This is a genomic window from Micromonospora sp. DT178 (assembly GCF_049841695.1).
Lineage (GTDB): Bacteria > Actinomycetota > Actinomycetes > Mycobacteriales > Micromonosporaceae > Micromonospora.
In genome coordinates, this window is record NZ_JBNCKV010000003.1 from 277,021 (window position 1) to 289,274 (window position 12,254).

The window sequence follows — 12,254 nt, forward strand, 5'->3', positions numbered from 1 at the left end:
CGAGACGACCGGGCATTCCCGGCGCAAGGTGCTGCGCGCCGGGGCCCTCCTGGCGCTCGGCGGGGCGGCGGCGCCGCTGACCGGCTGCGGCCTCCTCGACCGCGACGACGAGCCCACCCCGGGGCCGGATCCGCTCACCCCGCTGCTCGACGAGTCGCTCCGGCTCGCCGCCGGGCACCGGGACGCCGCCGTCGCGCACCCCGCGCTCGCCGGCCTGCTCACGCCGATCGCCGAGGCGCACCGCGCGCACGCGGCCGAACTGGCCCGGGTCATCGGCGTACCGCTGCCCTCGGCGTCCGTCGCGGCCACGCCCGCCGCGCCGGGCGACCCGGCGGCGGCACGGGCCGCGCTGCGCGAGGACGAACGCGCCGCCCGGGAGGCGGCGACCAGGGCCTGCGCGGCGGCGCCGGCCGAGCGGGCCGCGCTGCTCGCCTCGATCGCCGCCGCCCGGGCCACGCACGTGGAGGCGTTGCGGTGACCGCGCCGACACCGTCGGGGCCGGCCGGGGCGCTGGGCGCGGCGCTCTCCGCCGAGTACGCCGCGATCTGGGCGTACGGGCCCATCGGGGTACGCCTCACCGGCGCCGCCCGCGACGCCGCGAAGGACGCGGAGGCCGCGCACCGGCGCCGCCGCGACGACCTGATCGTGCAGTTGAGCGCCGGCGGCGGGAACGTCCCGCCGGACCGGGCCGGTTACACGCTGCCGTTCCCGGTCACCGACCGGGCGAGCGCGCTGCGGCTGGCCGTCGAGGTGGAGGAGCGCACGGCCGCGTTCTGGCGGGCGGCGGTGCCGGCCACCAGCGGCGCCGACCGGGACAGGGCCCTGGCCGCCCTGGTCGAGTACGCCCTGCGGGCCACCCGCTGGCGGCGGACGGCCGGGATCACCCCGCTGACGGTGCCGTTCCCGGGCCGACCCGCCTGACCGGCCGACCCTCTCGGCGCCCGCTCCGGTTGCGGGTCGCATACCAGGTATGCATACTCCGTTGCCATGTCCATCCGTCACGGGCTGCTCGCCCTGCTCGAACGCGGCCAGATGTACGGCTACCAGCTCCGCGCCGCGTTCGAGGAGTCGACCGGCTCGACCTGGCCGCTCAACATCGGGCAGGTCTACACCACCCTGTCCCGCCTGGAACGGGACGGGCTGGTCCGGTCGCTGCCCGAGAGCGAGACGGGGCAGCGCCCGTACGAGATCACCGACGCCGGGCGGACGGACCTGGCCCTGTGGTTCGCCACCCCGATCAGCCGCACCGACCGGCCCCGCGACGAGCTGGCGATCAAGCTCGCCCTCGCGCTGACCACCCCCGGGGTGGACGTCCGGTCGGTGGTGCAGACCCAGCGCAGCGCGACCATGCGGACGTTGCAGGAGTTGACCCGGTTGAAGTACGCCAGCGACCGCCCCGAGGACCTGCCGTGGCGGCTGGTGCTGGACGCCATGGTCTTCCAGGCCGAGGCCGAGGTGCGCTGGCTGGACCACTGCGAGAGCAGCCTCGTGCGCTACCGTCCGGCGGAGCCCGGCCGCGTCCCGACGACGCCTGACGAGGCGGTGGACCGGGCGGACGAGGAGGCACGACGGTGAGCACGGGGAACCGGCCGGCCGACGGGAGCCCGGGCACGCCCGTGCTGGACGTGCGTGACGTGCACCGCACCCACGGCGCCGGCGCGGCGGCCGTGCACGCGCTGCGCGGGGTGAGCCTCGCCGTGCACGCGGGGGAACTCGTCGCCGTGATGGGACCGTCCGGCTCGGGGAAGTCGACGCTGCTCGCCCTGGCCGGCGGGCTGGACGGCCCGACTGCGGGCGAGGTGTACGTGGAGGGCGAGCCGCTCGGCGCCCTGGACCGGCGGCGGCTGGCCCAGGTGCGGCGCCGCCGGATCGGCTACGTCTTCCAGGACCTCAACCTGCTCGGCAGCCTCAGCGCCGTGGAGAACGTCGCCCTCCCCCTCGAACTCGACGGCACGGGCGTGCGGCGGGCCCGCCGCCTGGCGCTGGACGCGCTGGCCGAGGTGGGCCTGACCGAGCTGGGCGACCGGTTCCCCGACCAGCTCTCCGGCGGGCAGCAGCAGCGGGTGGCCATCGCCCGTGCGCTCGTCGGGGAGCGCCGGCTGGTGCTCGCCGACGAACCGACCGGCGCGCTGGACTCGCAGACCGGCGAGGCGGTGCTGCACCTGCTGCGCCGGCGGGTCGACGCCGGGGCCGCCGCCGTGCTGGTCACCCACGAGGCGCGGCACGCCGCCTGGGCCGACCGGGTGGTCTTCCTCCGCGACGGGGTCCTGGTCGACACGACGGCCCCGCTGGGCAGCGTTGAGCAGCTGCTGAGCGGCAGCGGTCGGTGAGCCCGGGCCGGGGCGGCCGACTCGCCCGGGCGGCCGGCTCCTGGTGGGCCGCGCTGCGCATCGCCCGGCGGGAGGCCCGGCGGGCCCGGGGACGCACGGCGCTGGTGCTGGCGATGATCACGCTTCCGGTGCTGGTGCTGACCTTCACCGCGGTGAGCTGGCGGATGTCCGAGCTGACTCCCGCCGAGCGGACCGACCGCCAGCTCGGCGCGGCCGACGCGGAGCTGGGCTGGATGGTGCGGCAGCCGATCGTGCAGAGCGCCTGGGGCGACGCCTGGCAGGCCGACCGGGAGGACGCGCCCCCGGCCGGGATCGTCACCGCCGAGCAGGTCACCGCCCTGCTGCCGGCCGGGAGCCGGGTGGTCCCGCTGCGCCGCTGGGTGTCGTTCGACGCCCGGGTCGGCGAGCGGATCGACGACACGATCGCGGGACGCGCCGTGGATCTCATCGATCCGCTCGGGCGAGGGCTGGTCCGGTTCCACTCGGGGCGGGCGCCGGCCGGGCCGGACGAGATCGCGGTCAGCCCGGCGGCGCTGCGCCGCCTCGACGCCCACCTCGGCGGCACCGTCACCTCCGGCGACGGCGCCCGCTCCTGGCGGGTGGTCGGGGTGGCCGAGTACCCCGACGACCTGGGCGCGGTGGTGACGCTGCACCCGTCGGAAGGGCGGATGGAGACCGAGCCGGACACGAGCTGGCTGGTCGACCTGCCCGGGCCCCCCGACGAGGGACTGTTCCGCCGGCTCAACGGGCACGGCATCCTGGTCCGCGCCCGCACCCCCGCCCCCGCCTCGGACATCGTCGCGTTCGGACCGGACGTCCGCCTTCCGATGGACGTGGAGGGGATGAGCGTCTCGGTGCTCGTCGGCGGGCTGGGGCTGCTGGAGGTGGTGCTGCTCGTCGGGCCGGCGTTCGCGGTCGGCGTACGGCGGCGACGGCGGGACCTCGCGCTGGTGGCGGTGGCCGGCGGGGATGACGCTCACCTGCGCCGGATCGTGCTGGCCGACGGCGTGGTGCTGGGCGCTCTCGGCGCCGCCATCGGGGTCGCGCTGGGCGTCGCCGCCGCGTTCGCCGGCCGCCCGCTGGTGGAGCAGCACCTCTACGGCGCGCGCTTCGGCGCGTACCGCTGCTGGCCGGAGGCCCTCGCGGCGATCGCGGCCGTCGCGGTGCTGGCCGGGGTGCTGGCCGCGCTGGCCCCGGCCTGGACGGCCGCCCGGCAGGACGTGGTGGCGGGGCTCGCCGGCCGGCGCACCCCGCCCGCGCACCGGCGACGCTGGCTCACCGCCGGGGTGGCCCTGGCCGTCGGCGGGGCCGCGGTGGCCGCGTTCGGGGCGGCCCGGACCGCGCCGGCGGTGATCCTCGCCGGCCTGGTCCTCGGCGAACTGGGGCTGGTCTTCGCCACCCCGACCCTGGTCGGGCTGCTCGCCCGCCTCGGACGGTCGCTGCCGCTGGCACCCCGGATCGCGCTGCGCGACGCCAGCCGCAACCGGTCGTCCACCGCCCCGGCGATCTCCGCGGTGATGGCGGCCGTCGCCGGGAGCGTCGCCATCGGCGTGTACCTGGCCAGCGACGACGCCCGGTCGGCCACGATGTACCGGCCCGCCCTGCCGGCCGGCACCGTGCTGGTGACCAGCCACGGCCCGAACGAGCCGCCCGCCCTGCCCCGGGTCGCCGAGGCGGCCCGCGCCCACCTGGGGGTGCGGGCCGTGGCGCCGCTCGCGGAACCCGGGTGCGGTGGCCCCGACACCGACCCGTGTGTGGTCTCGCCGGTGCTGCCGGCCGAGCGCGCCTGCCCGTGGACGCCCGGCGACCGGCTGAGCCCGGCACAGCAGCGCCGGGCCCGCGCGGACGCCCGCTGCACGGTCCCGGAGGACCACCTCGGCGGGTACTTCCACGTGGTGGTGGACGACGGCACGGCGCTGCCGGTGCTCACCGGCGCCGCCCCCGCCGAGGTCGCCGCCGCTACCGCCGTGCTGCGGGCCGGCGGCGCGGTGGTGACCGATCCGCGCTACGTGCGCGACGGGCGGGTCGACGTCAGGGTGACCCGCCCCGGGCAGGCCCGGCCCGACACCGCGACCAGCACCACCGTCGCCGGCTACCCGCTGCCGACCGGGCTGGGCGCGCACCGGCTGCTGCTCTCCCGGCCCGCCGCCGAGCGCCTCGGGCTGACCGTCCGCCCGCTCGGCTGGGCGATCACCGCCGACGGCGTACCCGACGAGGACCGGCAGAACCGGTTCGTCGCCGCCGTACGCCCGCTCGGCGCACAGGTGGAGATCGAGCGGGGCGCCCTGGCGGACACGGGACGGCCGCTGCTGCTCCTGCTGGCCGCCGCGGCCGGGGTGATCACCGTGGGCGCCGCCGGCATCGCCACCGGGCTGGCCGCGGCCGAGGGGCGGGCGGACCTGTCCACCCTCGCGGCGGTCGGCGCCGGCCCGGGGCTGCGCCGGCTGCTCTCGCTCTGCCAGTCCGGGGTCATCGCCGTGCTGGGCTCCGCGCTCGGCATCGTCGCCGGCCTCGGCTCCGCGTCGATCATCCTGACCGCCCTCAACCGCCGCTACGCCGGCCTGTGGCCGGTCGCGGAGCCGTACCCGGTGGTGGTCCCCTGGACCACGCTCGGCGTCCTGGTGGTGGTGCCGCTGGTCGCGATGCTCGGCGCGGGCCTCTTCACCCGGTCCCGGCTGCCGGTCGAGCGACGTCTCGACTGACGGGCCGCAAGCGGGCACACTGGTCGCCGTGCCCGTACTGGGAGCCCTGACCCGCCGTGTCGGTCACCACCGCTGGTTCGGCGCCGCCGTCCGCCTGCTCGTCCCCGCCGACCGGATGGTGGGGCGGCTCACCCGGGGGCGGGTGGTCGCGCTCGGGCTCATCCCGTCGCTGGTCATCACGACCACCGGCCGCCGCTCCGGCAAGCCGCGCAGCAATCCGCTGCTCTACGTGCCCGACGGCGACGCGTACGTGGTGGTCGGCTCCAACTTCGGCCAGACCCACCAGCCCGGCTGGGCGATGAACCTGCGCGCCGATCCCGCCGCCGAGGTGGCCGTCAAGGGCCGCCGCGTCCCGGTGCGCGCCCAGGTCGCCACCGGCGCCGAACGGGACCGCCTCTGGACGCTGCTGGTCACCGAGTGGCCCGCCTACCGGGCGTACGCCCAGCGGGCCGGCGACCGGGAGATCCTCGTCTTCCGGCTGGTGCCCACCGGGCGCGGCGTGCCGGGCGGGCAGACCGGGCGCGAATAGGCTGGTGCGGTGACCGGCGCCGACGGCGAACCCCACTCCGACGATCCACGGTGGGCGGTGGCCGAGCGGGTCGCCGACGCCGTGCGCCGGCGGTTCCCGGCCGACGTGCTGGCGGTCGCGGTGCACGGGCCGCTCGCCCACGGCGACGACGACGGCGGCGGGGACGGCGAGGTCGGGCTGCTGGTCGTGACGTACCGGCCCGGTGGCGGACCGTCCCCGGCGACCCGGCGGGTCGACGGCGTGCTGGTCGACCTGACCGTGGCCGGCACGGACGACTACCTGCGCCAGGCCCGGGTGATCTCCCCGCTCTGGCCGTTGACCGCCGACCGCTACGTCAGCACCCGGGCGCTGCACGACCCCACCGGCTAGCTGCGCACGCTGCGCGACGAGCACCTGGGCCGGCTGGCCCGGGCCCGGCCGGCCGAGTTCAGCACGGCGGCCCGCCGGGCCTGGTACCGGGGCGGCGCGGCGCACGCCCGGGCCGCCCGGCTGGCCGAGTGGTACGAGACCGACCAGGCGCTGCTGATGCTCGGCGAGGCACGGCTGGCGGCGGCCACGGTCACCGGCCTGCTCAGCCGCACCTACTTCCGCGACCCGGGCGACGCGGTGCGCCGGACCGGCCTGGCGGGCGCGGACATGACCGAGGTGGGCGTCGTCCTGGCCCGTCAGGCGGACGAGCTGGCGGCCCGGGGCCGCCCCGTCGACGGCACGGTCGACGACCTGCTCGACGGCTGAGGAGGCCCCGCGCTCAGCCGAGCCCGCCCTGCACCCCGATGAGGGTGCCGACGAGGTACGTGGCGCCGGCCGCCGCCGCGCCGAGCAGGAGCTGACGCAGACCGCCGGACCACCAGGACCGGGCGGTGAACCGGGCGACCACCGCCCCGGCCACGAAGAGCCCGAGCCCGCCGACCGCGAGCGCCAGCCACAGGCTCGTCGCGCCGAACAGGTACGTCAGCAGCGGCACCAGCGCCCCGACCGAGAAGAACAGGAACGACGAGATCGCGGCCGCCCAGGGGCTGGGCTGCTCGTCGGGGTCGACGCCGAGCTCCTCCCGTACGTGCACCCGCAGGGCCTCGTCCGGGTTGCGCCGGACGGCCTGGGCGACCTCCATGGCCAGGTCGCGAGGCAGCCCCCGGGCGACCCACGCCTCGGCCAACTCGCGCGCCTCGGCCTCGGGGTGCCGCTCCAGCTCGCGACGCTCCTTGGCGACCTCGGCGGCGACCTGTTCGTTCGCCGAGCGGACGCTGGTGTACTCCCCCAGCCCCATCGAGATGGCGCCGGCCACCAGGCCGGCCACGCCGGTGAGCACGACGCTGCGGGGCGAGACGCCGCCGCCCGCCACCCCGGCGATCAGGGCGATGTTGGTGACCAGCCCGTCCATCGCCCCGAAGACGGCGGGGCGCAGCCAGCCACCGGAGACGTCCGCGTGGTGCGCCTCACGCAGCGCCGCCGGGGTGTCCGTCACGGCAGCGTCAGGATCTCGTGCCCGTCCTCGGTCACCACGATGGTGTGCTCGAACTGGGCCGTCCACCTGCGGTCCTTCGTCACCACGGTCCAGCCGTCGTCCCACATGTCGTACTGGTGGGTGCCGAGGGTGATCATCGGCTCGATGGTGAAGGTCATTCCCGGCTCCATCACGTCCGTGGGGCGAGGGCTGTCGTAGTGCGGCACGTAGAGTCCGCTGTGGAACGCCTCGCCGATCCCGTGGCCGGTGAAGTCGCGGACGACGCCGTAGCCGAAGCGCTTCGCGTACGACTCGATGACCCGACCGATCACGTTGATCTGGCGGCCCGGGGCGACGGCGCGGATGCCGCGCATCATCGCCTCGTGGGTCCGCTCGACCAGCAGCCGGGCCTCCTCGCTGACCTCGCCCACGCAGAAGGTGGCGTCCGTGTCGCCGTGCACCCCGTCGAGGTACGCGGTCACGTCGACGTTGATGATGTCGCCGTCGGCGAGCACGGTGGAGTCGGGGATGCCGTGGCAGATCACCTCGTTGAGGCTGGTGCAGCACGACTTCGGGAAGCCCCGGTAGCCCAGCGTCGACGGGTACGCGCCGTGGTCGCAGAGGAACTCGTGCACGACCCGGTCGATCTCGTCGGTGGTCACGCCGGGCTTGCAGTGCTCGCCGGCGAGCTGGGTGGCCTGCGCCGCGAGCCGACCGGCGACCCGCATCTTCTCGATGGTCTCCGGCGTCTGCACGTGCGAGCCGCGCCACTCCTGCGGACGCTTCTTGCCCACGTACTCCGGGCGGACGATGTGGGCGGGCACGGGCCGCAACGGGGTGAGCGTGCCGGGGGTCAGCGGCGCACGGACGGTCATGACGCAAGTTTATCGCCGCGCGCAGTGGTGACCCCCGCCACCGCCCGCCCGGAGCGGTTGTTGCCGTGCCCGGTCCGCTGTGCAATTGTGGCTCCGTGGATCAAGGGGATGGCACGTCTCCCGTCTTCTCCGCCCAGACGGAGATCGACGGCGGCCACCTCCGCGTCCTGGTCACCGGCGAGGTCGACATGGCCACCGCCGACGTCATGTTCCAGACCGCGCTGCGGGAGTCGGCCGAGCGGGTGACGCTCGATCTCCGGGCAGTCACCTTCTTCGACTCGGCGGCGATCCACGCCGTGGTCCGGCTGGCCCAGCACCTTCCCGGCGCGCTCACCGTGCTGCCGTCGCGGCAGGTCCACCGGGTGCTGGACATCTCCGGCCTGGGCGACCAGGCCTGGCTCCGCCCGGCCTGAGCCCTCCCACCCCCGGGCCCGCCGCCACACCGCCGGCCGCGCGCTCAGTCCGCCAGCCGCCGGCGCAGCGTCACCTCGGTCCCCTCGGCGGTACGGTTCACCGACAGCTCCCCGAGCGCCTCGATCAGCGACAGCCCCCGCCCCCGGAAGCCCGATCCGGTCGACTCCCGCCACCGGCCGCTGTCGCGCACCGTGGCGACCACCGTGCGGTCGGAGACGGTCACCTCCACGCTGATCGTCGGCTCGGCCGGCTCGACCGGGTGCTCGATGGCGTTGGCGGCGGCCTCGGAGACGGCGACCGTCAGGTCGAACAGGTCCGTCTCGCTGACCTTGTGCGCGACGAGGAAGTCCTCCAGCCGCTTGCGCAGCACGCTGAGCCGGGTGGGATCGGCCGGCAGCCGCAGCGCGAACCGGTTGAGTTCCGCCGCCTCCAGGGCGAGCACCGCGACGTCGTCACGCAACGGTCGCCCGGCGACCCGCTCCACCACGGCGTCGATCAGGTCGGTCACGTGCTCGCCGGGGGTGGCCGCGTCCTGCCGCAGCGTGGCCAGCGCGGCGTCGATGCCCTGCTGCCGGTCCTCGATCAGCCCGTCGGTGTAGAGCAGCAGCCGGCTCCCGGCGGCCAGCTCCCCCTCGACCGTCCGGTAGGCCGTGTCGGGAATCGCCCCGACCGGCGGCCCGAGCGCCCGGTCGTGCAGGAACGCCACGTCGTCTCCTCGGATCAGCAGGGGGGACGGGTGACCGGCGCTGGCGTAGCGCATCCGGCCGGTACGAGGGCTGAACCACAGGCAGAACACCGTCGCGAAGGAGCGCCCCTCGTTGGTGCCGACGAGCCGGTTGAGCCGGGTCAGCGACTCGCCGGGATCGAAGCCCTCCAGGACGTACGCCCGCAGCGCGTTGCGGAGCTGGCCCATCGCGGCGGCCGCCCGTACGCCCTTGCCGACGACGTCGCCGATCGCCAGCACCAGCTCGTCGTCGCCGAGCGCGACGACGTCGTACCAGTCCCCGCCGACCTCCACGTCGGCGCTGCCCGGCAGGTAGCGGCTGGCCACCAGGGCGCCCGGCAGCTGCGGCAGCGACCGGGGCAGCAGGCTGTGCTGGAGCGTGGTGGCGATGCGGTGCTCGGCCTCGTAGAGCTGGGCGTTCTCCAACCGCACCCCGACCAGCCGGGCGAGCTGGGTGAGCGCGGCCTCGTCGGTGTGGGCCCCGTCACCGTCCGGGCGCCAGACCCGCAGCTCGCCGAGCCGTTCGCCGGTGGTGCCGGTCAGCGGCAGCACGAAGGACGGCTCGATCGAGGCCAGCCCGCCGCCGTCGGCCTCGAAGCGCATCCCGGTGGCCGAGACCACCACCCGGGCGGCCTCGGCGAGGCTCAGGGCGTGCCGCGCGGCGACCTGGAGCACGTCGGCCGTGGAGCGGGCGGTGTTGACCGCGACCGCCGCGTCGGCCAGGGCCCGCAGCCCACGGATGATCTGCCCGCGGAGCTGGCCCAGCTCGACGTTGGCCCGTACCCGGGCGGTCAACTCCTGGCCGGAGAAGGGCTTCGTGAGGTAGTCGTCGGCGCCGACCGCGAGCCCGGCGACCTCCTCGGCGGAGCCGGCCCGGGCGGAGAGCAGCACGATCGGCACGTGCCGGGTACGCGGATCCGCGCGCAACGCGGCGACCAGCCCGAACCCGTCGAGCCGGGGCATCATCACGTCGGTCAGCACCAGATCGAACGAGCCGTCGACGGCGTGCCGCAGCGCCTCCACGCCATCGGTGACCGCGACCACCTCCCAGGACGGGGCGAGCAGCCGGGTGACGTGCTCGCGCAGGTCGGCGTTGTCGTCGGCGACCAGGATCCGGCCGGCGGCGCCGCTCCCCCGCGTCGACCCGGCACCGTCGGCCGGCCCGGTGGCGCCGGTCCAGAGCGCCGCCTCCGCGACGTACAGGTCGACCTGCGCCAGCTCGACCTGCTCCGGGGGGCCGGCGCCGACGACCCGCTCGGCCGGCAGGTGCCCGGCGCCGAACGGGACGGTCACCGTGAACGTGCTGCCCTCGTCGACGCCGCTGCGCACGGCCACCTCGCCGCCGTGCATCTCGACCAGCTCGCGGACCAGCGCCAGGCCGATCCCGGTGCCCTCGTGGCTGCGCGAACGCACCCCGGGCACCCGGTGGAAGCGCTCGAAGATCTGCAGCAGCTCCTCCGGCACGATGCCGACGCCGGTGTCGGTGACCTCCAGCCGGGCGGCCCCGTCGACCGCGCGGATCCGCACCCGGATCTCGCCGTCGAAGGTGAACTTCACCGCGTTCGAGACCAGGTTGAGGACGACCTTCTCCCACATGTCCCGGTCCACGAAGACCGGCGCCGGCAGCGGCGGGCAGTCCACGACCAGGCGCAGCCCGGTCCGCTGGGTGGCCGACCGGAACGTGCTGGCCAGGCGGGCGGTGTAGTCGGCGAGGTCGGTGGGCTGGTAGCGGGCGGACAGCCGCCCGGACTCCAGCCGGGAGAAGTCGAGCACCGTGTTGACCAGCTTGAGCAGCCGCAGCGCGTTGCGGTGCATGGTGGTGAGGCGGTCGGTGTACGCCTCGGGCAGCGCCGGGTCGGCCAGCAGGTCCTCCAGCGGGCCGAGCACCAGGGTCAGCGGGGTGCGGAACTCGTGGCTGACGTTGGCGAAGAAGCTGGTCTTGGCCCGGTCCAGGGCGGCCAGCTCGGCGGCGCGGGTGCGTTCCTGCTCGTACGCCTGCTGCCGCCCGACGGCCCGGGAGATCTGCGCGGCGACCAGGTCGAAGAAGTCCTGGTACTCGTCGGTGAGCGGCAGCCGGCGGGCGACGCCGACGGCCAGCGTGCCCACGGTCTCGTTCCCGGCGGTGACCGGCAGCACCAGCGCCTCGCCGGTCGCGTCGGCCGGCGCCTCGGTGAGCAGGTCCGTCACGGCGACGGTGGCGGCGGTGCCGGCGGCCGTGACCTCGACGAGCCGCGCCGACGGGGGCGTGGCGACCGCCCGGGGGCCGACGCCGCCGCACCCGGTCAGGGCCAGCTCGCCGGCCTCGTCGAGCAGGTACACCAGCGAGAACGGCACGTCCGACCGGTGCCGGTCGAGCACCGCCGCGGCGGCCCGGCCCAGCTCGGGCCTGCTGTCCACCTCGGCCAGTTCGGTGCCCAGCTCGGCCAGCAGCCGCAGCCGGCGCTCCCCGACCACCCGGCCGGTGGTCTCGTTGACGATGCAGAAGACACCGTCGACGGCGCCGTCGGCGCCCAGGATCGGGTCGTAGGAGACGTCGAAGTAGGTCTCCTCCAGGAAACCGCGGCGGTCGAGCGGGAAGGGGTGGTCCTGCGCGCGGTACGACCGGCTGTCCCGCCGGACGCCCTCCAGCAGCGGCCCGAGCACGCTCCAGGTCTCCGCCCAGTGCTCGCGGGCCGGCTGGCCCAGCACGTCCGGGTGCTTGCCACCGATCGTGGGGCGGTAGGCGTCGTTGTAGAAGGCGAGCTCGTCCTCGCCCCAGAACATGACGATCTGCGAGCTGGAGGCGAGCATCAGGCCGAGCGCCGAGCAGAGCGTCGCCGGCCAGCGGTCGGGGGTGCCGAGCGGATGGGCGGACCAGTCGAGGCGGCCCATCAGCTCGCCCATCTCACCGCCGCCGGCGAAGGCGGCGGCCAGCATCGGGGGGAACTCGACGCTCTGCCCTCCCTCGGACGGGCAACCCTCGTCCACGCCCCCCTGGGCCGAGCTCATAGTTCCTCCCGCTCCGGCCATCACCGCCTCGGCCCGGTGATCCGACCGGCCGTGCCCCGCTTGGTACCCCGACGGACGAGCAACGTAACGCATACCGCCCACCGTGCGCTGTTCATGTCCGCCACACCCGGTCGCCGCTCCCCGGCGGCGGCGTCGCGGGGCGGGATCCACACGGGACGGCCGGTCACCCGAATCCGGACCAGCGTGGCATTTCAGTCCCGTGCACGGGACGATGCGGCGCCGGTCAG

Annotated in this window: 10 protein-coding genes and 1 pseudogene; 8 read left to right on the top strand and 3 right to left on the bottom strand. The window is 75.9% G+C overall.

The window, feature by feature from the left end:
* The first annotated feature begins 28 nt into the window (after positions 1–28).
* From ACLQ22_RS07875 to ACLQ22_RS07905, 7 genes and pseudogenes are all read left to right on the top strand, one after another.
* Positions 29–478 carry a hypothetical protein gene (locus tag ACLQ22_RS07875; RefSeq protein ID WP_425691794.1) on the top strand — a complete coding sequence of 150 codons (450 nt, stop codon included), beginning with the start codon at positions 29–31 and terminating at the stop codon, positions 476–478.
* Entirely contained in the window at positions 475–921 is a 447-nt protein-coding gene (locus ACLQ22_RS07880; RefSeq protein WP_425691660.1) for a ferritin-like domain-containing protein, read from the top strand. The genes ACLQ22_RS07875 and ACLQ22_RS07880 overlap by 4 nt, the downstream gene beginning before the upstream one ends.
* A gap of 66 nt (positions 922–987) precedes the next feature.
* Entirely contained in the window at positions 988–1,575 is a 588-nt protein-coding gene (locus tag ACLQ22_RS07885) for a PadR family transcriptional regulator (protein ID WP_121396051.1), read from the top strand.
* Positions 1,572–2,330 carry an ABC transporter ATP-binding protein gene (locus ACLQ22_RS07890; protein ID WP_425691661.1) on the top strand — a complete coding sequence of 253 codons (759 nt, stop codon included), beginning with the start codon at positions 1,572–1,574 and terminating at the stop codon, positions 2,328–2,330. Before ACLQ22_RS07885 ends, ACLQ22_RS07890 begins: the two co-directional genes overlap by 4 nt.
* A complete protein-coding gene (locus ACLQ22_RS07895; RefSeq protein ID WP_425691662.1) occupies positions 2,327–5,032 on the top strand; it encodes an FtsX-like permease family protein in 2,706 nt (901 codons plus the stop codon). The genes ACLQ22_RS07890 and ACLQ22_RS07895 overlap by 4 nt, the downstream gene beginning before the upstream one ends.
* 28 nt (positions 5,033–5,060) lie before the next feature.
* Positions 5,061–5,561 (top strand): nitroreductase/quinone reductase family protein, encoded by a 501-nt coding sequence (locus ACLQ22_RS07900; RefSeq protein ID WP_425691663.1) that lies wholly within the window; start codon positions 5,061–5,063, stop codon positions 5,559–5,561.
* Between the two features lie 9 nt (positions 5,562–5,570).
* A pseudogene (locus ACLQ22_RS07905) lies at positions 5,571–6,296 on the top strand (nucleotidyltransferase domain-containing protein).
* A 13-nt stretch (positions 6,297–6,309) separates the two neighbouring features.
* Here ACLQ22_RS07905 and ACLQ22_RS07910 read toward each other — a convergent pair.
* Together ACLQ22_RS07910 and map are read right to left on the bottom strand one after the other, a co-directional pair.
* A complete protein-coding gene (locus tag ACLQ22_RS07910) occupies positions 6,310–7,026 on the bottom strand; it encodes a VIT1/CCC1 transporter family protein (protein WP_121396055.1) in 717 nt (238 codons plus the stop codon).
* The gene (gene map, locus ACLQ22_RS07915) at positions 7,023–7,880 is read right to left on the bottom strand and encodes a type I methionyl aminopeptidase (RefSeq protein WP_425691664.1); all 858 of its coding nucleotides are present in this window, start codon (positions 7,878–7,880) and stop codon (positions 7,023–7,025) included. Before map ends, ACLQ22_RS07910 begins: the two co-directional genes overlap by 4 nt.
* A 95-nt stretch (positions 7,881–7,975) precedes the next feature.
* On the opposite strand from map, the gene ACLQ22_RS07920 reads away from it, so the two are divergent.
* Entirely contained in the window at positions 7,976–8,293 is a 318-nt protein-coding gene (locus ACLQ22_RS07920) for an STAS domain-containing protein (protein ID WP_425691665.1), read from the top strand.
* Between the two features lie 44 nt (positions 8,294–8,337).
* Here the strand turns inward: ACLQ22_RS07920 and ACLQ22_RS07925 are convergent, their stop codons facing one another.
* Entirely contained in the window at positions 8,338–12,006 is a 3,669-nt protein-coding gene (locus ACLQ22_RS07925) for a SpoIIE family protein phosphatase (RefSeq protein WP_425691666.1), read from the bottom strand.
* Positions 12,007–12,254 lie beyond the last annotated feature (248 nt).

Coding starts and splice junctions, on each gene's coding strand:
- ACLQ22_RS07925 (WP_425691666.1), bottom strand. CDS start 12,006: ATGAGCTCGGCCCAGGGGGGCGTGGACGAGGGTTGCCCGTCCGAGGGA.
- map (WP_425691664.1), bottom strand. CDS start 7,880: ATGACCGTCCGTGCGCCGCTGACCCCCGGCACGCTCACCCCGTTGCGG.
- ACLQ22_RS07885 (WP_121396051.1), top strand. CDS start 988: ATGTCCATCCGTCACGGGCTGCTCGCCCTGCTCGAACGCGGCCAGATG.